This window comes from Heyndrickxia sporothermodurans, assembly GCF_003055045.1.
GTDB lineage: Bacteria > Bacillota > Bacilli > Bacillales > Bacillaceae_C > Heyndrickxia > Heyndrickxia sporothermodurans.
Window position 1 is genome coordinate 368,385 of record NZ_NAZB01000019.1, and the last position, 24,253, is coordinate 392,637.

At 36.9% G+C, this 24,253-nt stretch carries 26 protein-coding genes; 7 read left to right on the forward strand and 19 right to left on the reverse strand.

Annotation, left to right across the window (positions count from 1 at the left end):
- The 3 genes from B5V89_RS09555 (at position 1) to B5V89_RS09565 (ending at position 2,083) form a co-directional block, all read left to right on the forward strand.
- Complete coding sequence (locus tag B5V89_RS09555; RefSeq protein ID WP_066229580.1) at positions 1-441, forward strand: YtoQ family protein; 441 nt, start codon at positions 1-3, stop codon at positions 439-441.
- Positions 442-488: 47 nt separating this feature from the next.
- Positions 489-1,655: a pyridoxal phosphate-dependent aminotransferase gene (locus tag B5V89_RS09560; protein WP_108071668.1), complete on the forward strand. Its 1,167-nt coding sequence runs from the start codon at positions 489-491 to the stop codon at positions 1,653-1,655.
- 137 nt (positions 1,656-1,792) lie between these two features.
- Positions 1,793-2,083 (forward strand): hypothetical protein, encoded by a 291-nt coding sequence (locus B5V89_RS09565; protein WP_066229585.1) that lies wholly within the window; start codon positions 1,793-1,795, stop codon positions 2,081-2,083.
- A 431-nt stretch (positions 2,084-2,514) separates the two neighbouring features.
- Here the strand turns inward: B5V89_RS09565 and B5V89_RS09570 are convergent, their stop codons facing one another.
- On the reverse strand, positions 2,515-3,063 hold the full coding sequence (locus B5V89_RS09570) for a GNAT family N-acetyltransferase (protein WP_108071670.1): 549 nt from the start codon (positions 3,061-3,063) through the stop codon (positions 2,515-2,517).
- A gap of 121 nt (positions 3,064-3,184) precedes the next feature.
- Complete coding sequence (locus tag B5V89_RS09575) at positions 3,185-3,433, reverse strand: hypothetical protein (protein WP_066229591.1); 249 nt, start codon at positions 3,431-3,433, stop codon at positions 3,185-3,187.
- A 172-nt stretch (positions 3,434-3,605) separates the two neighbouring features.
- On the opposite strand from B5V89_RS09575, the gene B5V89_RS09580 reads away from it, so the two are divergent.
- Complete coding sequence (locus B5V89_RS09580) at positions 3,606-4,430, forward strand: aldo/keto reductase (RefSeq protein ID WP_066229594.1); 825 nt, start codon at positions 3,606-3,608, stop codon at positions 4,428-4,430.
- A 109-nt stretch (positions 4,431-4,539) separates the two neighbouring features.
- Here B5V89_RS09580 and B5V89_RS09585 read toward each other — a convergent pair whose 3' ends face one another.
- The 8 genes from B5V89_RS09585 to B5V89_RS09620 all read right to left on the reverse strand — a co-directional run bounded on the left by B5V89_RS09585 (position 4,540) and on the right by B5V89_RS09620 (position 13,145).
- Positions 4,540-5,508 (reverse strand): sugar phosphate isomerase/epimerase family protein, encoded by a 969-nt coding sequence (locus B5V89_RS09585; RefSeq protein WP_108071671.1) that lies wholly within the window; start codon positions 5,506-5,508, stop codon positions 4,540-4,542.
- A 21-nt stretch (positions 5,509-5,529) separates the two neighbouring features.
- The gene (locus tag B5V89_RS09590; protein ID WP_108071673.1) at positions 5,530-6,567 is read right to left on the reverse strand and encodes a Gfo/Idh/MocA family protein; all 1,038 of its coding nucleotides are present in this window, start codon (positions 6,565-6,567) and stop codon (positions 5,530-5,532) included.
- Positions 6,568-6,642: 75 nt separating this feature from the next.
- Positions 6,643-7,674 (reverse strand): Gfo/Idh/MocA family protein, encoded by a 1,032-nt coding sequence (locus tag B5V89_RS09595; protein WP_108071675.1) that lies wholly within the window; start codon positions 7,672-7,674, stop codon positions 6,643-6,645.
- Between the two features lie 41 nt (positions 7,675-7,715).
- A complete protein-coding gene (locus tag B5V89_RS09600; protein WP_108071677.1) occupies positions 7,716-8,438 on the reverse strand; it encodes a ThuA domain-containing protein in 723 nt (240 codons plus the stop codon).
- A gap of 55 nt (positions 8,439-8,493) precedes the next feature.
- A complete protein-coding gene (locus B5V89_RS09605; RefSeq protein WP_107921260.1) occupies positions 8,494-9,321 on the reverse strand; it encodes a carbohydrate ABC transporter permease in 828 nt (275 codons plus the stop codon).
- Positions 9,322-9,348: 27 nt separating this feature from the next.
- The gene (locus B5V89_RS09610) at positions 9,349-10,614 is read right to left on the reverse strand and encodes a carbohydrate ABC transporter permease (RefSeq protein ID WP_425319828.1); all 1,266 of its coding nucleotides are present in this window, start codon (positions 10,612-10,614) and stop codon (positions 9,349-9,351) included.
- Positions 10,615-10,807: 193 nt separating this feature from the next.
- Complete coding sequence (locus B5V89_RS09615; protein WP_108071681.1) at positions 10,808-12,112, reverse strand: ABC transporter substrate-binding protein; 1,305 nt, start codon at positions 12,110-12,112, stop codon at positions 10,808-10,810.
- A gap of 34 nt (positions 12,113-12,146) precedes the next feature.
- A complete protein-coding gene (locus B5V89_RS09620) occupies positions 12,147-13,145 on the reverse strand; it encodes a LacI family DNA-binding transcriptional regulator (protein WP_108071683.1) in 999 nt (332 codons plus the stop codon).
- Positions 13,146-13,439: 294 nt separating this feature from the next.
- Here B5V89_RS09620 and B5V89_RS09625 point away from each other — a divergent pair, with 294 nt between their 5' ends.
- Positions 13,440-14,558 carry a CAP domain-containing protein gene (locus B5V89_RS09625; RefSeq protein WP_108071685.1) on the forward strand — a complete coding sequence of 373 codons (1,119 nt, stop codon included), beginning with the start codon at positions 13,440-13,442 and terminating at the stop codon, positions 14,556-14,558.
- A gap of 53 nt (positions 14,559-14,611) precedes the next feature.
- Here the strand turns inward: B5V89_RS09625 and cydS are convergent, their stop codons facing one another.
- The 3 genes from cydS to B5V89_RS09635 are packed head-to-tail and all read right to left on the reverse strand — an operon-like array spanning position 14,612 to position 17,115.
- Complete coding sequence (gene cydS, locus B5V89_RS20605; protein WP_258223506.1) at positions 14,612-14,734, reverse strand: cytochrome bd oxidase small subunit CydS family protein; 123 nt, start codon at positions 14,732-14,734, stop codon at positions 14,612-14,614.
- A gap of 12 nt (positions 14,735-14,746) precedes the next feature.
- The gene (locus B5V89_RS09630; protein ID WP_066229200.1) at positions 14,747-15,772 is read right to left on the reverse strand and encodes a cytochrome d ubiquinol oxidase subunit II; all 1,026 of its coding nucleotides are present in this window, start codon (positions 15,770-15,772) and stop codon (positions 14,747-14,749) included.
- Positions 15,769-17,115, reverse strand: coding sequence for a cytochrome ubiquinol oxidase subunit I (locus tag B5V89_RS09635; protein ID WP_066229199.1), 1,347 nt, complete (start codon positions 17,113-17,115; stop codon positions 15,769-15,771). The genes B5V89_RS09630 and B5V89_RS09635 overlap by 4 nt, the downstream gene beginning before the upstream one ends.
- 479 nt (positions 17,116-17,594) lie before the next feature.
- Here B5V89_RS09635 and rlmD point away from each other — a divergent pair, with 479 nt between their 5' ends.
- Positions 17,595-18,992: a 23S rRNA (uracil(1939)-C(5))-methyltransferase RlmD gene (rlmD, locus tag B5V89_RS09640; RefSeq protein ID WP_066229197.1), complete on the forward strand. Its 1,398-nt coding sequence runs from the start codon at positions 17,595-17,597 to the stop codon at positions 18,990-18,992.
- 47 nt (positions 18,993-19,039) lie between these two features.
- Here the strand turns inward: rlmD and B5V89_RS09645 are convergent, their stop codons facing one another.
- The 3 genes from B5V89_RS09645 to B5V89_RS09655 form a co-directional block, all read right to left on the reverse strand.
- The gene (locus tag B5V89_RS09645; protein ID WP_108071687.1) at positions 19,040-19,597 is read right to left on the reverse strand and encodes a nitroreductase family protein; all 558 of its coding nucleotides are present in this window, start codon (positions 19,595-19,597) and stop codon (positions 19,040-19,042) included.
- A gap of 262 nt (positions 19,598-19,859) precedes the next feature.
- Positions 19,860-20,342 (reverse strand): glutathione peroxidase, encoded by a 483-nt coding sequence (locus B5V89_RS09650; protein ID WP_084347507.1) that lies wholly within the window; start codon positions 20,340-20,342, stop codon positions 19,860-19,862.
- Between the two features lie 90 nt (positions 20,343-20,432).
- A complete protein-coding gene (locus B5V89_RS09655) occupies positions 20,433-20,621 on the reverse strand; it encodes a hypothetical protein (protein ID WP_108071689.1) in 189 nt (62 codons plus the stop codon).
- Between the two features lie 171 nt (positions 20,622-20,792).
- Between B5V89_RS09655 and B5V89_RS09660 the strand changes: the two genes are divergently transcribed.
- Entirely contained in the window at positions 20,793-21,284 is a 492-nt protein-coding gene (locus tag B5V89_RS09660) for an NUDIX hydrolase (protein WP_107919787.1), read from the forward strand.
- Positions 21,285-21,355: 71 nt separating this feature from the next.
- On the opposite strand, the gene B5V89_RS09665 is transcribed toward B5V89_RS09660, so the two are convergent.
- The 3 genes from B5V89_RS09665 to B5V89_RS09675 all read right to left on the reverse strand — a co-directional run bounded on the left by B5V89_RS09665 (position 21,356) and on the right by B5V89_RS09675 (position 24,132).
- A complete protein-coding gene (locus tag B5V89_RS09665; protein ID WP_108071691.1) occupies positions 21,356-22,150 on the reverse strand; it encodes an SDR family NAD(P)-dependent oxidoreductase in 795 nt (264 codons plus the stop codon).
- A 20-nt stretch (positions 22,151-22,170) separates the two neighbouring features.
- A complete protein-coding gene (locus B5V89_RS09670; protein WP_108071693.1) occupies positions 22,171-23,184 on the reverse strand; it encodes an AraC family transcriptional regulator in 1,014 nt (337 codons plus the stop codon).
- A gap of 366 nt (positions 23,185-23,550) precedes the next feature.
- Positions 23,551-24,132, reverse strand: coding sequence for an LOG family protein (locus B5V89_RS09675; protein WP_108071695.1), 582 nt, complete (start codon positions 24,130-24,132; stop codon positions 23,551-23,553).
- Positions 24,133-24,253: the final 121 nt, after the last annotated feature.

Sequence of the window (24,253 nt, forward strand, 5' to 3'; positions counted from 1 at the left end):
ATGGAACTAACTGTATATCTTGCCGGCCAAATTCATGATGATTGGCGTGAACAACTTATTCAAAAAGCGAAGGAAAAGAAATTGCCACTTCACTTTGTTTCTCCACAAACGAATCACGACAAATCAGATGATATTGGGGAAGAAATTCTTGGTGAACAACCAAATCAATTCTTTAGAGATGATGCCGCATCAAGTATTAATAATCTTCGTACGCAGGTTCTTATGCAAAAATCCGATGTAGTTATTGCTCTCTTCGGTGAAAAATATAAACAATGGAATACAGCAATGGATGCAAGTGCAGCAATAACGATGAATAAACCAACGATTATTGTTCGCCCTGAGTCTTTAATCCACCCTTTAAAAGAACTTTCAAACAAAGCGAATGTAACGGTCGAAACAATCGAGCAAGCATTAGAAGTGTTAGCATACATTTTCGAATAACTGGCAAGCGGTCAAACCCTTATCACATTGTAGGTGAATAATTTAGTATGGAAATATCAGAACGTTTAAAAAATTTACCGGTTCAATTTTTTGCATCACTTGTAGGGAAAGTAACTAAGGCTATTGAGGAAGGTCGGGATATTATTAACTTAGGTCAGGGAAATCCTGACCAACCAACTCCCCTACATATTGTTAAAGCCTTGCAAGCTGCTGCAGAAGACCCTAGTTCACATAGATACTCGCCCTTTCGTGGTCTGAGCGAATTAAAGCAGGCTGCAGCTACCTTTTATAAAAACCAATACAATGTCAGTATTGATCCGGAAACCGAAGTGGCGATTCTGTTTGGTGCCAAGGCAGGATTAGTCGAATTGCCTATGTGTCTATTAAATGAAAATGAAATAATGTTATTGCCGGACCCAGGGTATCCTGATTATCTTTCTGGAACCGTTTTAGCTAATGTTCGGTATGAAACCTTTCCATTAAAGCCCGAAAATCGGTTTCTGCCCGATTACGAATCAATTCCGGATACACAAAAGACTGCTGCAAAATTAATGTATTTAAATTATCCAAACAACCCTACTGGGGCAACAGCGGATCTCAATTTTTTCAATAAAACGGTTGAATTTGCGAAAGAACATCAAATTACGATCCTTCATGATTTTGCCTACGGGGCTATCGGTTTTGACGGTAAGAAGCCGATCAGCTTCCTCCAAGCGGATGGTGCGAAAGATGTTGGTGTTGAAATGTATACACTATCAAAAACATATAATATGGCTGGATGGCGGGTTGGTTTCGCAGTTGGGAATCCAGTAATTATTGAAGCGCTTAACCTCATACAAGACCATTTATATGTCAGTCTTTTCCCTGCTATTCAAAAAGCAGCTGTTGAAGCCTTAACCGGTGATCAACAATGTGTGAATGAATTGGTTTCTTGCTATGAAAGTCGTCGAAATGCATTGCTTCAAGCCTGTCAGAAAATTGGCTGGGATGTTCAAGCGCCTGCGGGATCGTTTTTCGCCTGGCTTCCTATCCCAACTGGCTTCACAAGTGAAGAGTTTGCTGATTTTATCCTCGAACATGCCGATGTAGCTGTAGCGGCCGGCAAGGGATTTGGAGAATATGGCGAAGGATATATCCGAGTTGGTTTGTTAGTATCGGAAGAACGATTAACTGAAGCGATTGAAAGGATTGGAAAGTTAAATCTATTTATTTAGCCCTTTTTTAAAAAACCTCAAGAGTTTGCATAATTTTAACATCAACACTCCCCTTTTATTAATTAATTCCGCTCTAATCTATGTCATGCAAGCATAGTTAATGGTATAATTCACATAAAAAAGGGGATAATAAAAACATGGACTCACTATTACGTTTTTATAAAATCATCATTGGTTTTGTTGAATTGTTTTTCGGAATACCATTTATCGGAGGAGCTATCATCATCGGTCATGCATGGGCACCGCTTGGAGCGTTAATATTTTTTCATTTTATTGGTTTGGTTTTATCATTTATAGCGGTAAAAGCTAAATCTGCTTCTGTTTTTGGGATAATCGGGAATATTATTGCTTTTATTCCAGTTGTCGGAATGATCATGCATATATTAATTGGATTAGTAAATGTATATCAAGGAATTAAGGACAAATAAAAATAACCATATAAAAGCAAAAAAAGCTAACCGACGTGTTAGCTTTTTTGTTTGTAGGAACAAAAGCGGAAGCGCCTTGCTCNNCTTATCGTAGGGAAAAGTCCTGAATTTTTCTAGTCGATGGCTGCTTGCGCTGGACGTAGACATTTTATATAACAAAGTTATCCACAATGCGTAAAATTTATAATTTCCTAAACACCAATGAAATGGTACTTTATTCCCATCTAGTAAGGAAATTTAGAGGAATTACGAAACTGTTCATCTGCTTCAAGCTGATTTATACTTTTCTCGGAACGTTTTGTCCCTTTTTTATAATATATAAACGAAATGATTATAAACAAAATGATAGCTCCCCAAAAAATCCATCCAAATAGCGTCATAGCCCCACCCCGTTCCACATTAAATGTTTGATCATTCATTTTATGCAGGTACTATTCTTGTTGATTCCATTCATGTGCCAGCATTCCATAGACTATGTGATCGACGAAATGATCATACAACCATTCCGCATGCCTGATACATCCTTCATTCATAAAGCCGAGTCTTTCGGGTATCGCCCGGCTTTTATTATTTTCTGCGGCTGCTTTAATTTCGACTTTATTTAGCTTCAGTTCTTTAAATGCATAGTCGGTTAATGCTTTAGCCACTCTTGTCATTATCCCTTTTCCCTGAAAATCCTCGCTTAACCAATATCCTATTTGTCCCGTTTTATTGGACCAATTCAATTGATTGAAGCCAGCGGTTCCGACAATTTCGCCATCGTATAGAATGACTGTAGTTAAACTTTTATTTTCACTATAGCCTTTTAAACAGCTAGAAATAAAATTCTTCGTATCTTCGATCATCGTAGTTGAATCTAGCCACGGTAGCCATTCACGTAAATAACCTCGAGATTGATTCGTTAGCTCAAATACCTTTGCTGTATCATTTAATTCAATTAATTTTAAAGACAGTTCATCATCTATTTTATAAATAAACATGTTCTCCCTCTTTTCTAGGACAAGACCTATCTGAAAAAAGTAGTCGTGGATTTTCACTTCATATGTAAAATGATATGATTGAAAATCCACCTGTTATTTTAGAAAAAAGGTCTAAAATTTGTTACTCTTCATCTTCGAACTCTTCTGGTTCATTGTCAATATAGACCGTTTTAGAATTATAATTGAATCGTAGTTTTAATCCCCATGAAGAACTAGTAGTTTCAAAGGAATCATCATTAATTGCAAATTGGATTAAAATGTCATTATCCCAATCTAGCAAAACATATTCGTTGTCATTTGAATATAATTTACAATTAATATGTGCAACTAGATTCCATCCATCCTTTAACTCATGAAATACTGTTTCCATTGCATTCATTCCTTTACTTTTTGTTTTATATTTTTATCTAATTCAATTATAACAGAAGTCCCAATTCTGCGAGTAAAAATAATATTAGTAATTCGGACTCCATTATTTGAAATCGATACGATAAACTTGTTATTCTTAATATGTAGTGAATAAATTTAGGGAGTGATGCTGAATGAATCATGTTACGTTAAACAATGGTGTAAAAATGCCTCAGCTTGGTTTTGGGGTTTGGCAAGTGAAAGATGATGAAGCTACAGCTGCTGTTACGAAAGCGATTGAAGTGGGATACCGTTCTATTGACACCGCAATGATTTATGAAAATGAAAAAGGTGTTGGAAAAGCACTCAAACAAACATCTGTACCTCGAGAAGAACTTTTTATTACAACGAAAGTTTGGAATAGCGATCAAGGTTACGAAAATACGTTGCGTGCATTCGATGAAAGCTTAGAAAGATTAGGACTTGATTATGTTGATTTATATTTAATCCATTGGCCAACTCCTGAATTTGATCAATATGTCGATACATATAAAGCACTAGAAAAGCTTTATCATGATGGTCGTGTGAAAGCAATTGGTGTTTGTAACTTTGAAATTGAGCATTTAGAACGTCTACTAAAAGAATGTGATGTCAAACCTGTCCTTAACCAAGTTGAATGCCATCCTTTCTTATCTCAAAATGAATTGAAAGAGTTTTGTGCAAAGCATGAGATTTTCGTTGAAGCATGGAGTCCACTTCAACAAGGCGGAGAAGTATTAAATCACGAAACAGTACAACAAATTGCCAAAGCACATGGCAAATCACCAGCACAAGTAGTTTTACGCTGGCACTTGCAAAACAATACAATTGTCATTCCAAAATCAGTTACACCATCTAGAATCGAAGAAAACTTTAACGTATTTGACTTCGAACTTAATACCGATGAAATGGAATCAATTAACAAACTAAACAAAAACGAACGTAAAGGTCCACATCCAAACGAGATGAACAACCGATAATTACGAAACGAGTGGGACAGATCAACTGTCCCACTCTTTTAATAGATTTTGTTTTACTGAATGAACGACTTACAGATTTACTATTACACTTTTCAGAAAAACAGGTGTATTACACCCACCACATATTTGCTGGTTGCTCTACAATAAGTACAGATTGAAGGTTTTTCACCGCTCGTTTGAAGCCCTCATCAATTGACATGATTGGATCCTCGTGTTCAATGCTTACAACATAGTCATAACCATATGTACGCAGAGCACTCATCATGTCGGACCACTCTTGAAGTCCATGACCACAGCCAACAGAGCGGAAGGACCATGCTCTTGATCGAACATCACTATATGGTTGCATGTCAGTTAATCCGTACATATTCACATTGTCTTGATCAATATAGGTATCTTTTGCATGAAAATGATGAATCGCATTTTCTTTAGCTAATATTTTAATCGCACCGACTGGATCAATTCCTTGCCACCAAAGATGGCTCGGATCAAGGTTCGCGCCAATGGCATCACAAGTCGCTTCACGTAATTTTAAAAGTGTATAAGGAGTATGAACTAAGAAACCTCCGTGTAGCTCAAGACCAATCTTTACATTATGATCTTTTGCGAATTGCCCCCATTCCTTCCAATATGGAATGAGTTTTTCTTCCCATTGCCATTTTAAAACTTCCGCATATTCATTTGGCCATGGTGCAACTGGCCAATTGGGGTATTTGGCACCTTCATGATCCCCTGGTGTACCGGAAAAACAATTGACAACGGGTACACCCATTAAGGAAGCTAATTTTACCGTTTTCACAAAGTCATTGTGACATTTATCTGCAAACTCTCTATCAGGTGATAATGGGTTACCATGACAGCTAAAAGCACTAATTTCCAACCCTCTAGAGCTGACCTCATTTAAATATGCTTTTCTTTTAGCTTCACTTTCAAGTAATTCATCAAGTTTACAATGAGCATCACCGGGATATCCACCCGTACCAATTTCAACCGCTGTAAGACCAGCATCTTTAACATAATCAAGCATTTCTGTAAACGTTTTATCTGAAAATAAAACTGTAAAAACACCTAGTTTCATTTGTATTCCCCACTCTTTCGTTTATAATTGAACACTTTTTTGATTTTCGCTGCTTTTATAAATAGCTTCCATAATTTGCGATACTTGTAAAGCCTCTTCCGGCTTCACAATTTGTTCAGCACGATTTAATATCACGTCTACGAAGTTCTTCGCTTGCAAACAGCCGGGATCCTCCGTTTCCGGCATCCATGTCGCATCACTGTTAAATAACATTCCATGCTTAGCATAATTTAATTTCAATGGAAATACTTCAATGCCGCCTTGGTCTCCTGAAATGCTTACACTTTCATTGTCACTTTCAATATTGGCAGACCAAGAAACTTCTAATAGCATCGATGCTCCGTTAGCAAATCGAACATATCCTGTGACATGATCATCCACATTAAAGGTTTCATGATCGAAATTTCCCCATTGATTCACCTGTCCAGGCTGGTTGCTTAAAGCATGATACGTGGTGCCTGTCACCTCTACAGGTTTCGGATTCCCCATTAACCATAAAGAAAGGTCTAATAAATGACATCCGTAATCAATCAGACTTCCGCCCCCCTGTAGATCCTTATTTGTAAACACACCCCAACCTGGAACTTTTCGTCTTCTTAATGCTTGGATTCTAACAACAAGGGGCTGACCAATTTCATTTGCAACCATGATGCGTTTTGCACCTTGTGATTCCTTCATAAAGCGATAATGAAATCCAATGCTTAAGACTTTTTCAGCTTTTTTTGAGGCATCGATCATCGCTTGGCACTCCTCTACTGTCATTGCCATTGGCTTCTCACACAGGACATGTACCCCGGCATTTAGGGAAGCAACAGTGATTACCGAGTGAAATTTATTTGGAGTACATATAACTACGGCATCTACAATTGCAAACATGTCTTGATAATCCTCATAGACATTTGGGATGCCGAAACTTTCAGCTACTTCTTTAGCACGTATACTGTTCACATCACAAACAGCTACGATTGTAACATCATCTTTTAATTTTAAAAAAGCGGGGATATGCCGATCAACAGCAATTCCACCTACACCTACAATTCCCAATCTTATCTTACTCATTTTGCACCTCATCTCAGGAAGGGATTACCTTCCCTTCCCCCCTTTTTAAAACATGAGCTCTTCTATAAATATAATTTAATTATTAACCTGTGTAATTTTCCCCGTTTTACTTGATTCCAATGCAGCAAGTATGACGTTTAACGATTTCATACCTTCGACTCCGTTTATTGGTACTTCACTGTTATCAACAATACTATTAATAAAGTTTTCTATTACATGGGTATTGTTTTGACCACCATCTTCATTAGACTGGATTTTTCCTAATTCATATTTAACGACTTCGCCATTTTTGTATTGAACGACTAATGAATAGTCTGGATGTTCTTCTAGACGAAGAATGGCATTTTCCCCGTAAATAATCGTTGAGTTGTCCTCACTTGAAACATACGACCAACTTGCGGCAAGTGTTCCTATAATTCCACTTTCTGTTTTCAAAATGCAAACAGCATTATCGTCAACGGTCGTTTCCTTTTTAGCAACTGTATCAACAAAAGCAGCAACTTCCACAATTTCTTCGTTTAATAAATATCGAAGTAAATCAGTTTTGTGAACACCTAAATCACCCATTGCCCCTATAAATGCTTCTTCTTTCTTGAAAAACCAACTATTTGAACCATCGGCACTCCATCTTTCAGGTCCGCCATGACCAAATGCTGTCCGGAAACTATAAATTTTCCCAACATCACCTGATTCTATTAATTTACGAGCTTTCATATGAGAGCTGACAAATCGTTGATTATGAGCAATCATTAATTTTTTGTCATTTCTTTTTGCTGCCTCAATCATTGCTTTTGCTTCTTCTTCAGATGTAGCCATCGGTTTTTCACATAGAACATGCTTTCCGGCGTTTAATGCTGCAATAGAAATGGGTGCGTGAAGATAGTTTGGCGTACATACACTAACAGCTTCTATCTCATCATTAGCTAGGAGCTCTTCATAATTCGTATAAAATTTCGTTCCATATTGCTCCGCTCTTTCTTTAGCTCGATCCTCAACGATATCGCAAACTGCAATAATTTCTACATTTTCATTCAATGCATATTCGGGTAAATGACGATGTGTGGCAATACTTCCGCAACCAATAATACCAACTTTGATCTTACACATATTTTTTCCTCCTCTTAAATGATAAATTTTCGCTTAAACAACTATTTTTTTGATATTTCTTCTAAAGGTTTTGCATTTCCGTAAATAGGCCTAGCATGATCCGTCGGTGCTGCCCATTTAACTGCATTTGTAATTACTCGCTGAATTTTTTCATTATGGTATGTTGGATACGTTTCATGTCCTGGCCGGAAATAGAAAATTTTCCCGTTACCCCGACGGTATGTACAACCGCTGCGGAAAACCTCTCCACCTTCGAACCAGCTTAGAAATACAAGCTCATCCGGTGCAGGGATATCAAAATGTTCTCCATACATTTCTTCTTTAACTAGTTCAATGTATTCTCCAATTCCAGCTACAATCGGATGACTTGGATCAACTACCCATAGTCTTTCGCGGTCATCTGCTTCACGCCATTTTAAATCACAAGAAGTCCCCATTAATGTTTTGAATACTTTTGAGAAATGCCCGGAGTGAAGGACGATTAATCCCATTCCATTAAGAACACGTTCGGTTACTTTTTTTACTACCTCATCAGATACTTCGTTATGTGCAATATGTCCCCACCATACAAGAACATCTGTATTTGCCAAAACCTCATCTGTTAGTCCGTGTTCGGGCTCATCCAATGTTGCTGTTCTGACCTCTATACCCTCGTTTTCTAGAAAGCTAGCAATCGCTCCATGTATTCCGTTTGGATAAACTTGCGCAACTACAGGATTTTTCTTTTCATGTCGATGTTCATTCCAGACTGTTACTTTTACCATGTTTAAAACACTCCTTATTTTTTATAAATTGTCCATTGGCTGTTTATCTCTTTTTCTATTCTTTTACCGAACCACTTGTAAGACCGGAAACGATTCGGCGTTGAAATGCTAGGACTAAAATCACCAGTGGGATGGTGACAACGATCGTAGCTGCCGCGATTTCTCCCAATGGAATGGAGAATTGACCTTGAAACATCGCTATTCCGACTGGAACCGTTTTAAATTTTTCATCTGTATTAATCGTTAAAGCAAATAGAAACTCATTCCAAGCTGCGATAAATACGAGAATAGCTGTTGTGAAAATCCCCGGTGCCGCTAATGGGAAAATCACCTTCCAATACGTTTGCATCATCGAAGCACCATCGATTTTCGCGGCTTCTTCCAAATCATAAGGAATCTTCCTAAAAAACGTTACGAGAATCCAAATCGATAATGGAAGAGTAATCGTCGTATAAGGAATGATTAATCCCAAATAAGAATTCGTTAAGCCAAGATTTTTCAAAAAGATGTAAATTGGTGAAATCGTTGCGATTTGTGGGAACATCGAAACAGACAACACGAGACCTAGAATAAATGTTTTCCCTTTAAACTGAAAGCGCGCAATTGCATAAGCTGCAAAGGAAGCAATAAATACGGTATAAATCGTTGTGATCGCAGAGACGACGAAACTATTCCATAAATATCTTACAAAAGGATAATCGAAAAAGACCGACATATAGCTCTTTATCGTTGGATTAGTAGTATAAGGAGTAAATGCTTTATCACCAAAAAGCTCTGTCATTGGCTTAATGGAAGTAATGAGCATCCACAAAAATGGAAACATGACAACAAATACAAACACAAACAATAAAACATAAAATAAAAAACCAGACTTTTTTTGCATTACATTCTCACCCCTTTACGATTAAGTTTATTTCCCTGATCGATCTCCTAATAAATCCCTGCCTAGGAATTTAATATAGATCATGGATATGATGGCAACACAGACAAACACAATAACGGAAATGGCTGAACCATTACCAAAATTTGTTTGTGAAAACATCGTTTTATAAGCTAGGATTGAAATCGTTTCCGTTGAGTTTGCTGGACCTCCACCTGTCATAACCCAAATCAAGTCGAAAACCCTAAATGCGTCGAGAGTACGGAATAATAATGCTACTAGTATGCTTGTTTTTATCAACGGTAGTGTAATAGAAGTGAATTGTTTCCATTTAGTTGCTCCATCAATAGAAGCTGCTTCGTATAATGAACTTGGAATCGTTTGTAATCCCGCAAGCAATAACAAGGCCATATATGGTGTTGTCTTCCAGACGTCTGCAAAAATAACGGAGAACATTGCTCCAGCTTGCGACGTCAATAAATTTGACATACTATCAACCAAACCTAATTTTTCAAAAATCATTGCTATAATACCGTTTTGACCATCGTAGAGATATTTCCACATTAACGCGGAAACAGCTGTCGGAATCGCCCAAGGGATTAAAATAGTAGCACGGATTAACCCGCGACCAACAAATGCTTTGTTAATTAATAGAGCAATAGCAAGGCCTAAAACGAGTTCAAGAAATACGGAAATTACAGTAAATGTAAAAGTATTACCAAGTGCTCGCCACATTCTTTTATCTGTTAAATTATCTTCATAATGCTTGAATCCAATAAAGGTTGGTTCCACTACTACTTGATTCATGGCAGATGATAAGCCGACAATTTTTTTCCCTTGTGAGAGTTTTGTTTTCTTAGAAATCAGTTTTATAGTTTTAGCGATTTTCTCTGATGATTGTTGAAAATTTTTCGCCGTTTTTTTATCAATTTTTAAAATTGCAATACTTGGATCAACTTTCTCCATGTTTAGCAATCTATCATTCACAATGTCATAGTTTTTCGCTATTTCAGAATTTTTCTGAATCTCTTTATCTAATGCTTGCAGGTCAGATTTTACACGCTGCAAATCTTCTTTTGCATGACCATTTCTAATTTCGTTATCAATACCACCCACTAAAAATGGGTAATTATCTAAGTATCGTTCTAGATCAAAACTGTAGGATAAATGGGTTTCCGATTTCGTAGGGCTGTTTAACTTGAGATCAAACATACTGAAATAAAATGATTGCAGTACAGGCCACACTGAAATGACTAATATTAAGATTAATGCCGGCGCGATTAATGAATAGGCCATGATTTTTTCTGTCGACTTTTTCTTTACCTTCCCCTTTTTTAAGTCACTTTTATGGGTTTCGTCCTTCCTCATCTTTTCACTCCCTTATTTGAAAAGCGTAAGTGCGTTGCTTCCATCTACTAAACAATTCTTTTTTCGATTTTCTATAATGTATTAGCCTTCGATCAGAAGGCTAATACATAAAATTGCGAAGTTATTTTACCAACTTTTCATTCATTTCTTTCTCCATATTTTTCACAGCTTCTTCAACCGTTTGTTTACCTGCAATTGCTTTAGAAACCTGAATTTGAATGATTTCAGAAATTTCTTGGTAATTTGGTGCAACAGGACGTGCAACTGCAGCGTTTAAGCCAGCTTGGAAGTTTTTATCTGCAAAAGTAGGGTTTGCATCAAGTATTTCTTTGTCTTCAAACAGTTTAGTAATTGTAGGTGCGTGACCTCCGTAAATTGCATCAATTTTTTGTCCTTCAGCCCCAGCCATGAACTTCAAGAATTCCCAAGCTTCTTTCGGATGTTTGCTGTACTTGTTAATACCAGCCATCCAACCGCCAAGAGCTGCTGCAGATCCCGCATCCCCGGCCGGAAGTGGAGCAATCGCTACTTTACCCGCAATTTTAGACTTTTCAGCATCATTTGCACTTGCATATTCATATGGCCAGTTACGAAGGTAAGGAGTTTGACCTTCGATAAATGCTTGGTCAGATTCAATCTCAGTAAACGTAGTTACATTTCCCGGAACAACTTTAGATGTTGCCACTTCTACTAGCTTTTTCAAGCCTTTGATGGCTTCTGGGCTATTGATGACCACTTCATTTTTTTCATTAATGAATTTACCGCCGTAAGCAGCGACAAATTCAATCGCGTTACAAACTAAGCCTTCATACTGTTTTGCTTGCATAATGTAACCAAATTTTGTTCCACCTTTGCCTTTCTTTTCTTTCGCACTTGCTAGAAGTTCATCCCATGTTTTAGGCACTTCATCTTTTTTCACTAAATCAGTACGGTAGAAAAGGAGTCCTGCATCAATAAATTTAGGTAATGCCCATTGCTTTCCGTTAAATTGAGCAGCAGAAAGAGCACCTTGATTGTATTCATTTAAATCAATGCCATCTTGTTGGATAAAACGGTCAAGTGGCAATACATAATCTGCTTGAGCAAATTCGGCTGGCCAAACAACATCCATATCAAAAACATCAATTTCTGAAGATTTTCCATTGAATGCTGTAATATAAGCATCATGCTGTTGTCCGGAATCTGCTGGCTTTTCATCAAATTTAACTTTGATGTTTGGATGTGCTTTTTCAAAAGCTTCAACGATTTTAGTCGTACCTTTTGTAACGTCCTTCCCTCTGGCATAAACGATGGTTACCTTTTCATCTTTTTCTTTGCTTTTCCCATCTGTTTTACCAGTAGATGCATCCTTACTAGAACATGCACCAAGTGCTAGGGATAATGACATTGCTACAGCTAGAAACTTCATTTTCTTCGCTTTTTTCATACTGCTCCTCCTCTTTTTAAATACGTATTGTACCTCACGTGGAAGCCCTTACAATTAATTGTAAAGATAGTAAACTATCAAATTCATCTTGTCCGTCTTTCTTTTCAATAATATCCATCATAAGTTTACTTGCTTTCTGCCCAATTTCTAGTATTGGCTGTTTAATCGTTGTAATTTTCGGCTCAATCATTTCAGCTATTGGTTGATCATCAAAACCAATCACAGCAATATCTTCCGGGATACGTAATCCACTTGCTTTTGCTTCAGTAATTACACCCGCAGCAACCATATCACTTCCTGTAAAAATAGCTGTAGGACGATCCTTAAGACTAAGCATTTTTCTTAATGTAATTTTACCGCCTTCAATATCCGTTACTTCTCTAAAAATAAAATCTTCTCTGATTGGTATGTCATATTCTGCAAGTGCCATTTTATAACCTAATTCCCTCTCCATCGTTAGCTTGCTGAAATGTTTTCCGTATTTTCCTTTGCAATAGGCTATTTTTGTATGTCCTTTTTCGATTAAGTGTCGGGTCCCGATATAACCACCGTAAACTTGATCTAACCGGACAGTTGGGACATTCGCTCGCTCGTCGAATTCATTGCACAGTACAATTGGACCAAATTCGCTAAAATCTTCAATTTTATTCCAGTCGTTTTCGATAGAGGTTAAAATAATTCCATCCACTTGCTTTGTTTTTAACAGATTTAAAAAATATATTTCTTTTTCTTGGCTGTACCGTGTTTGACAAACGAGTAAATGATACCCGCGTTCATTTGCCACCGTGTCTATTCCTTCTAATAAATAGGCAAAAAAAGGATTTGTTAAAATTGGAACTAAAACAGCAATCGTTTCTGTTTTCTGGCTTCTAAGCTTTTGTGCGGTTGAGTTTGGGTAATAATGCAATGCCTCCATTGCTTCTTTTACTAATTTCTTTTTCTCATCGGAAACATAAGGATGATTGTTAATTACCCTAGAAACTGTAGCACGCGATAAGCCAGCAAGTTTTGCTACATCGGCAATTGTTGCCAACTACTATCCCCCCTATTCTCTCCCTCCTTCGACATATGATAAATACACAAAGGACTGAAAACGATTTCATGAAATCGTTTTCATAAATTAATTTTAATAATTCTTATGCAATATTTCAACAATTATTTTTAAATTTTTAAAAATTTATTTTTTAGATTGTTGGACTAAACTTTTACGATCATTTCCAACTTTTCCTAACCTCTAATTTTCCCCGAACAAAGCAATTTTTATGTATAATTGTTATAACTTCTCCCTATATTGGCGAAAATTTTATTAAAATAGGAGGAAAAAATGATGATTCGTTTTATTATTTTAGTAGCTTGTATTTGTTTATTCATTTTTTCCTGGCCTACGATTGATAAAAAGCTAGAAAAAACCGAATATCATGAGACGATTGATTTGATTGAATCTAAAATTGAGAATTTTGATATAAAACCTATCATTGATAAGTTTCAACATGTATTAAATGATTTTGGGATTGAAAAAAATGAACAATTGCCTATACAACAGAAATCGGAAGAAAAACGGATTGAGAAGGTTTCATTGAAAACACCAAATTCCCACATGTTTTCAATTCATAACATTGAGATCGGTGACAGAAAAAAAGATGTAGAGAAACAGACAGGAATGGCAAAGCGTGCATCAATGAATGAATACGGAACGAAATGGTTTGCTTACCATGAAAACTACCATCATTTTTTCATGACAATGTACGATAAAGATAATCGAGTAATCGGGTTATACTCAAATCAAAATTTAATAACTTCCACGAATGGCATTAAATTAGGTGTGCCTAAAAAAACCGTTCGAACAAAGCTTGGTGAACCATTATCAGGGATCCGCAAAGGATTGATCATATATCAATTTCAAAAAAATAGTGAATATGATGTATATCTAATTGATGATATGTATGTAACGATTTTTTATGATAAGCATTCAAACAATACAGTTACAGCAATCCAATTGATTAGTAAAAATGTTGAACAGCAGAAAAAAGACTATTATCCGAATCCGAATCAAAAGTTAGTGCTTGGATTTGAATATCAGTTATTCGATTTAACCAATTCATCGCGGGTTAATCATCATCTGCCGATTTTATCATGGGATCAACATGTTCAAATGACAGCACGTAATCATAGTAAAGATATGGCAGAACATCAATTCTTTGATCATACGAATCTTAAAGGCCAATCACCATTTGACCGTATGAGTCAAGATCATATACGCTTTCTTTTAGCAGGAGAAAATATTGCTTATGGCCAGCTTAGTAGTATTTTTGCTCATGAAGGATTAATGAATTCACTTGGTCACCGCAAAAATATTCTGCTTCGGGATTATAAATACTTAGGTACTGGTGTCGCGTTTAATGAGGAATCCCAACCTTTTTATACGCAAGATTTTTATGCGAAGTAAGTAAAATAATTCAATTACCATAAAAGGGTGTTCAAATTGAACACCCTTTTAAATTATGATTCCTGTTCTTTATCCCACTTTTTCACTGGACCGTCCTTTAACCCTGCGAAAAATCCCACACCAATTGAAAGGGCAACAATGATAAAAGGTCCATAGAAAATTAAAAAGTTCTCCAAAAATAACCCTCCTTACACATGACCGTTTTCTTTTCCACGTACATAATCCTTATCAAATAAAAATAATTTTAATACTAAATATAAGGATGGAATTAATAGACAAAGCCCAGCGATAAAGGCAATTACTAATGATAAAGCCATCGCTTCGTTTGTAAAGGAATCGTATAAAGTTAAATATGGATACAACAAATACGGATAATGGGACACACCATAGGCATAAAATGCAAAGGCGAATTGACCTATTAATAATGCGAGTGCAATACCATAATTTCTACGTTGCCAAATAAACCATACAGTAACGAAAAACATTAATCCTGAAATTGCGAACATATACCACAAATCGACCATACGGGAATAATGTTCCGGATTATGATTTTTCAATTCTACCATTATTCCGATTACGGTAATTGCTAATGGTACCGCCCAAATCAACGCATATTTTCGTAGGATGCGGGTTGCTTCCACATCTTTTGCTTTATTGGCATACCATGTAAGAAACACCGCTGAAATATAAAGCACAGCAGCTATTGCTAAAACGACAATACTCCAAGTTAAAGGACTAGTAAATAAACGCCAATAATCTAGTGCTGGCTGGCCATTCGTAATGGATACAAATCCTCCTTCGGAAATGGTTAAAACAACAGATAAGGAAGCTGGGATTAGCAAACCTGCAATTCCATACATAAATGAGTATCCTTTATGTCCCCGCGAACCATATGATTCGAAGGCATAATAGCTTCCACGGATAGCCAATAAAATAATTCCAATGCTTGCTGGTACGAGTAAGGTTGTTCCATAATAAAAAGCTGTTTTCGGAAAAAAACCAACCATCCCAACGAAAAAGAAAACTAAAAACACATTCGTAATTTCCCATACTGGCGATAAATATCGTTGGATAATATGTGTCAATATATGCTGACGACCGGTTAAGACGCTGTATGCGTTAAAAAACCCCGCACCAAAGTCGATGGAAGCAATAATTACATAGCCGAACAGAAACAACCACAAAACCGATATTCCAAGAACCTCCAAATTCATATTAAATCACCGCCCTTTTCAGCCTGACGATCAGCAATTTCTTGTTCGATTGGATTGTTGCGGAACATCCGACGAAGAACGACAATACTACCAATTCCAAGAATCAAATACAAAATACAGAAAAGCATGAGCATGAGATCAACATGTTCGCTACTTGTTGCTGCGTCAGTTACCTTCATATACTTATAAAGTATCCATGGTTGACGTCCTACTTCTGCCAGCCACCAACCTGCTTCTAAGGCAATGATGGATAATGGACCACCTGCAACAATGATACATCGGAACCATCGCGAGGTGATAAATGTCCAGCCTTTGATTTTTCCAAATACATAGATGGCGGAGAAAATAATCATAAATGTTCCAATAAGGACCATCGTATCAAATAAATAATGAATATAAAGAGGAGGAACTTCATCCTTTGGAAATTCATTCAATCCTGTCACTTCCGCATTTAGATTACTATGCGCTAGAACACTTAATGCATAAGGGACTTTTATCGCATACTTTACCTCTTCGCCATCAGTTACACCGAATAATACGAGAGGTGCCCCTTTACCTGTTTCAAAATGCCATTCGGCGGCAGCTAATTTTTCCGGTTGATATTTCACTAAATATTTAGCAGAGAAATCTCCAATAATTAATGAAGCAATGGAAAAAATCAAGCCCAATTTCATGAATAAAAATAAAGATTTTTTATGATATACGTGCTTGGATCCTTTTAACATTCTAAATGCTGCGATTGCTGCCAGTACAAATGCAGATGTCATATAAGCAGTAACTAGTACATGGCCTACCTTCGTTGGCATCGCAGGATTTAACATAGCAAGTATCGGCTTAATATTAACTAATTGACCATTCACCACATCAAAACCTTGTGGTGCGTTCATAAACGCATTCACAATTGTAATGAAAACAGCTGACATCGAAGCACCGATAGCTACCGGTATTAGCAACAGCATATGCTTGCGCTGATTTTCAAAGCGATCCCATGTATATAAATAGATCCCTAAGAAAATTGCTTCAAAGAAAAAGGCGAAGGTTTCCATAAATAACGGTAAGGCAATAACATTTCCCGCCAGTTCCATAAAATTCGGCCATAATAATGACAATTGCAGCCCGATGGCTGTCCCAGTTACGACTCCGACAGCAACCGTAATCACAAAACCACGTGCAAGTCGTCTGGCAAGTAAAATATAATGCTCGTCATTTTTCTTAATCCCAATCCATTGTGCAATCATGATCATCAATGGGACACCGACACCGATCGTCGCGTAAATAATATGAAATGATAATGTAAGTTCTGTTAGTACACGACTGTAAAATACTGAATTTCCCCCATCCATTTATATCACTCCTTAGCTTGCGAAAATACGTCCTAAAATAGACAACAACATTATTCCTGCCACTATAAAACTAATCCAAATGAGTTTCTTTTCCTGTTTTTTATACATGGCTTCATCTCTCCTTACCGACTATTTTACCCTGTTACCATTCATTTCTAACGTCCATTAATGACAGAATTACAACGTATTGTTGAGGAATATGTGAAATTTAGTTGTTTAAATTGTGAACAAATTACCATTTAGAGAGTTTATTTGAATCCATTTTTTACTATCTGCAATAATTCAATCTTTATTATCAAAAGAAATCGAAAACACAAAATTTATTCGTTAGTAAAAACTACTATGTATGAAATATTTTCAATTAGGTCTTGATTCGTTATAATAAGTAGATATGTTACAAATTCATAAATGAATCAACGAATCGTCATGGGACGGTCTGTTTTTTTATCATATAGATAATGTAGGAGGAGGAACATCGATTGACTGTTACTAAAGGAGAAACATTGGTTACTGAAATTCGCCAATTAGATGCAAAAGGTTCCGGACAAGCAGTTGTTTGGCGTGAAAACGAACTTGGAAATCCGAAGAAATTAAGGCTTACTATTCCCCAAACCCTTCCAGGTGAAAAAGTACGTGTAATTGTGGATCAGCCAGAGAAAAGAAGAAGAAAAGCGCTGACTGAAGAAATTTTAGAAGCGCACCCAGAACGCGTAACACCCCCATGTCCGCATTTTAGTCTTTGTGGAGGCTGTGTTTGGCAGCATTGGGATTATGCAGGACAATTAAAACAAAAAACGGCACATGTCAAACAGGCAATCGAAGCACAGGGATTTGACCCAACACTTGTTCAAGATACAATTGGAATGGATGACCCATGGCGTTATCGTAATAAAATGGAATTTACATTTGCGAAAGACGGCTCTCTTGGGCTCCATGAGGCAGGTAATTTTAGAAAAATCATCTCCCTTGAAACATGCTTAATTGCAGGTAAAGAAATGGTTGAAGCGGCAATGGAAGTAGCAAATTGGACGAAGGAACATCAACTTAAAGGCTATGATAAAGATACCCATGAAGGATTGTTACGCCATTTAATGGTTCGACAATCATTTGCGACAGGTGAAATGATGCTCGCCCTTTTTGCGACTGAGTCACCAACAGGTCACCTTGAATCTGCTGCAGGCGATTTGATTCAACGTGTCGGAGAAAAATTCCCTCAAGTAAAAAGCTTATTATGGCTTGAAAATACAGATTGGGCGGATCGTACGCAATCGGAAAAGACACATGTATTAGCTGGACGTGATTTCATCTATGATGAAATGGCAGGTTATCGCTACCGTCTATGGTTTGATACGTTTTTCCAAACGAATCCAACACAAGCACAAAAATTAGTTGAACTAGCGCTAGAGATGGGACAACCAAAGGAAACTGAAAAAATGATTGACCTTTTCTGTGGGGTTGGTACGTTCTCCCTTCCGTTCGCAAGTCGGGTAGAAAAGCTTGCAGGTATTGAAATTGTGGAAACGTCCATTGAATCTGCAAAGCGCAATGCTCAAGATAATGGAATCGCGAACACATACTTTTTAGCCAAAGATGCACGCAAAGGAATTGATGAAGTACTTGAAAGTTTTGGTCATCCCGAATTATTAATGCTTGATCCGCCGCGTTCAGGTGCAGGTGGAAAAGTAATGAGAAGAATCGGACGTTCCAAGCCAGAACGGATTGTATATGTTTCATGTAATCCGGATACATTTGCAACGGATATCAAGGAACTGGTTCCTTTCGGATATACGTTAAAAATGGTGCAGCCAGTTGATTTATTTCCACATACAGTACATGTTGAATGTTGTGCATTACTTGTGAGAAATGAAGAGGAATAATAAAATTTTCGCCTTTCCGAATTTGGAAAGGCGTTTTTTTAACGAAACTAAATTGTCTTATCTTCTGCCGGAATCCGTTTGGCGGCAATGTTAAAGCCCTTTTTCGGATAACCAATATAGATAAGGCCGGCTATTTTATCGTTTTCGTCTAATTGAAGATATTTATTTAATTCCGGTTCGAAGGCAATGTCCCCTGTTCTGACAATTGTCGCTAAACCTTTTTCCGTTGCGAGCAACAGCAAGTTTTGCATCGCGCAACCCGTTGCAACGATTTCCTCTATTTCTGGTACTACTCCGGAAGGGCTTGTTGCCATAATTATAATGGCTGGTGCTCTTAAAGGACCTTTCTTTGCTTTTTCAATCTTTTTTTGTGCTTCTTCTTCACTTAATCCTTTTGTGCTTGCCTCCACAATTCGCGCCATTTCTATTCCTAATTTTTCACGGCCTTCCCCTTTTACAACACGAAACTTCCAAGGTTCCGTTTTTTTATGATTAGGTGCCCACGTCGCTGCTTCAAGTAATTCATTAATGATCTCATCAGGTACATCTCTTTCATCAACTGCGCCAATCGAACGGCGAGATTTAATTAAATCCATTATTTCCATATTTAATCGACTCCTTCACATAACTACTTACTAATAAAGTATAGAAGAGAAGATAATTTTCTTCAAATATAAATAAATTAAAAAGTCAAAGTAATAGAAAAAGAGTGAAAAAGGGAGGATATTTTGGGAAGGAAAACTAATTAAGAATTGGTACGACTTATTGGAAATATGTTTGATATGTAGAGCGAAATCAAACCCACTTTATATGGAGAAATATATATAAAATTGATTAAAAAGGACAACGAATAATTGTCCTTTTTAACTAATAATTTAGCAGTCTTTTAATATCATTTTCGATTTTCTCTGGTTCTGTTGCTGAGCCAAATCTACTTACTACCTTCCCTTGTCGATCAATTAAAAATTTAGTGAAATTCCATTTTATTTTTTTCGTACCTAGCATGCCTGGTGCTTGAGAAGTTAAATATTGAAAGATTGGGTGTGCGTGTTCCCCATTCACATCCACTTTTTCAAACATTGGAAAGGATACATTGTAATTTAAAGAGCAGAATTCAGCAATCTCCTGATTACTCCCCGGATCTTGATTTCGAAATTGATTACATGGAAACCCAAGAATTACGAGTCCTTCCTTTTCGTATTTCTGATATAAGTCCTGTAATTGTGAAAATTGCTTTGTGAAACCGCATTTACTAGCTGTATTAACAATTAAAAGGACCTTTCCCTTATAATCCGACATCTTTTTTTCCTCACCATTGATTAATTGAGCAGAAAATTGATATATTTCCACTTGTACTCCCCCTTTAATGAAACCTGATTAATATATATCTTACATCAAAAAGCGGAGAGCTTAATACTTATACAGATTTTCACTTTCCCCTTATTCATCGTACGGATATGAAATATGGTTCCCGAATATCGTACCGGGCACGTTTTCATCTTCTAAATTGGCCATGTATCTTTCAAACTCTTCTTGCATTTCTTTAGGTGAACCAGGTTTTAAATGCCAATTTCCTGGTTCATCAACAAAAAAAGGACTATCCATAAAATCCGGTTTCATTTTCGTCATTGACAGCACTCCTATCTTTTCCTTTTATTTTCACTCAGATATCCATTTTTACACTTATATTGATGAAATTTAATTGAAATGTCATATTTCCGAGAAATTTTCGAAAGGTCTTAACGTGATTTTTCTAGAATTTAGATAAGAACTAAGACTTATTTTCATGGAGGAACGTATATGAATTCAAAATATGTAAATTGGTATGGTCAAAATATAAAATTAACTTGGATGAAGAATTATGAACCGCCAATAAATTTAGTAACAAGTGTCCACGGATGGTGTTTTTTGGAAGGAAAGGTATTGCTGGTACTGATAAAAAACCGAGGATTTAATATGCCTGGTGGTCATGTTGAACATGGTGAAACCCCAAAACAAACTTTTTGTCGGGAGGCATTTGAGGAAGGTTATGTAAAAGGTACTATTCACTATTTAGGTGCGTTGGAAGTCAATCACCATGATAATCCGTTATTTGATCCAAATGGAAAATATCCGAGCGTTGGTTATCAGCTATTCTACCGAATGGATATCACGGAATGTTTACCTTTCCTGCGACAGCATGAATCGATTACACGCATTTGGGTAGAACCTGATCAAGTGCCGTATATTATGGAAGATCATGAACTCGCATTACAAATACTTTCTGATGCTTTGAAGGTTGTGGTCCAATAAATTTTATTCATTAAAGAGCCTTACTAAACATCTCTGTATAGGAAGGCTCTTTATTTCAATATGTTATTTGTCTAAAAAATAGTTGGTACCATGCCTCCATCCATACGGATAGGAGAACCTTTAAATGCCGATGCATAAGGACTACAAACAAATGCTGCTAGTCTTCCTATTTCAATTGGCCTGATAAATCGCTGTATTTCAGATTGTGGTAGATTAGAAGTCATAAATTTCTTCTCTTTTTCTGAAAAAGTCAAATCTTCTTTAGGGTACATCCCCTCAATAATTTGATGCACATTTTCTGATAGTGTTGGTCCTGGCATGATCGTGTTAACCGTAACTTCTGTTCCTTTAGTTAATATAGATAAGCTTTTAGACAATGATAACAACATTGATTTTGTCATACAATACTGAGGCATTTGTCCTGAAGGCATAATTGCTTCTTCACTCGCGATAAAGATAATCCGTCCAAAATCATTTTTCAACATTTTTGGTAAATAAATTTTAGATAATCCATTAGCCGCAAGAACATTCGTACGGAAATACCTTTCCCATACTTCATCGTCAACGTCTTCATATTGCATAATTTCATAAATACCCATATTGTTAACTAAAATATCAATACTGGGGTATTTATGAAATAATGCTTCTCTTTGTTCTTTATCTACAATATCGGCTGTAGCGTTTTGGGGTGAAGTAAGCGGAAACTCTGACTTTATTTCATTTACTGTTCGTTCCACCTCTTCATAATTTCTCCCATTAATTAGTACATTCACGCCTTCTTTAGCAAGTTCTATGGCAATTGCTTTACCTATACCTTTTGTTGATCCAGTAACTAATGCTGTTTTATTTTTTAACCACATATCCATAACATTTTTCTCCTAGTTAATTAATTTATCAAGTTCATCCCTACGTGCTCAGTACGCCAATTTGAAGGAGTATCCCCCTCCCAAATGCGGAAGGCACGATAAAACGAGTTTTGGTCTTCATAGCCAACCAGAAAGGCAACTTCTTTAATATCGAGCGAGGGGTCTGTCAAGTATTCAAGTGCCTGTTCGTGACGCGATTGTTTCAATAAATGATTGAAGCTCGCGCCTTCATCAGTAAGTCGGCGCTGTAAGGTACGATTGCTCATCCCCAACTCACTCGCAACATTTTTAATGTAGGGACGTCCACCTGTTAGACTACGTTTCATGATCCACTTGACCTTTTCTGTGATTGATAGGCTTCGTTGCTGCTCATTTAAAGATTTGTCCAGAACGGGTGTCAGAATCTCAAGCAACTCTGCGTTGTAAGAGATAAATGGGCGGTCCAGATCATTTCGATGTAGTGTCAATCGGTTGCAATTTTCACCACCCCTGATGGTGCAGCCGAAGTAATCTTCAAGTATTTGTACGTCACCCATCGAGTGTGAAAATTCGACGAGACTCGCCGTCAAATGTTGACCTGTTCCCCTCCGTCCTAGTTCCAGAAGAAATGCGAGCGTAGTACCAACTAGTATCGGAGGAACGAGTTTATCTGAATCTAGCCATTTCAGTTCGATCGTACAGTGCTCGTCTTCTTCAGTGATATGTAAGCTTTCGGGTGGACACAATCGTTTGTACCTTGCCATTCGGTAAAGAGCTTCGCGGTAGTCACGAGCATGGTAAGTTGCTAAAACGGCCGGCGGGTACTGTGCTGTTTCAAAGACAGTCGGAAGCTTGGTAATACCTTTAGCAGTGTCACCAATGATATCTGAATAGGCTTGCCAAATTGCGAAATATTGGGCAGTGCTGACAACTGGTTTATTAATAATAGTAAGAGGCAGTCGTGCTTGTCGAATCACTTCATGCGCGGCAATCCCTAATTGACTTAATCCTGTCCAAAATCCTGCAGGCATTTTAATGCGTGTATCAGAAGTCATACTTAATAGCTCTCCTTTAGCAATCTACACATTCACTATTTTTGGTCTTACGTGAGTTCTGCCTTTTTGATAGGACAGTTATTACATTATATCTACCCATTGTCTCTATGTAACTAGTAAAGTGTGACATTTTACTTGCGATTTACGCCAATTTTAGGCAACATCATGATAATCGCCAAACGTTAATTCTTATTAATCAGGTGAATAATATATATTAAATAAAAAAATTGGGTAGTCGAATGATCGTGTAGAATACACTCCACCAAAAATAAAAATTATATATAATGGAAATTCCAAATGAAAAAGTTTAGCTGAAATAACAACAGACCAAGAACTTTTGTCCTTGGTCTGATTTTTGCTTTAGTTTTAAATCTGTTTCTCATTAATGTAGGTTTTTATAGTTGGTGGTTCATATTTTTTAAATTTTTCTAGCAACTGATTCGGTTCAATATCTACAAGTGCCATTGTACGGTATTTTTCCTGTAAAAATTGTTCCTTTGTCATATGATTAAACAGTTCAACAAGAGGATCAAAGTAATGATTGATATTTAGAAGGCCACAAGGTTTTTGATGAAGTCCTAATTGAGCCCACGTAAAAATCTCAAAGAATTCTTCTAATGTTCCAGGTCCTCCTGGTAACGCGATAAACCCATCTGCAAGTTCTGCCATTTTAGCCTTTCTTTCATGCATTGAATCAACTACTATCAGTTCTGATAATCCTTTATGGGATATTTCCCTCTGTTCTAAAAAACTAGGCATAATTCCAATGACTTGTCCACCTTCGTCTAATACAGCATCCGCAACTGCTCCCATAACACCAACACTTGCGCCACCATAAACAAGCGAAATGTTCCGTTTTGCTAGTTCTTTACCAAGCTTTTTGGCACTGTCGATATAAGTATTTGACGCTCCATTACTTGAACCGCAAAATACTGCTATTTTTTTCATTATTCCATCCCCCAAACAAATTCCGTTTTGTCAAAACTTTTATATAAAATAGGCTATAAACTACCTTAATAGAGGGATTTTTGAGCAAAAAAATTGCCACCCCCCTAAATCTAAGGATAAT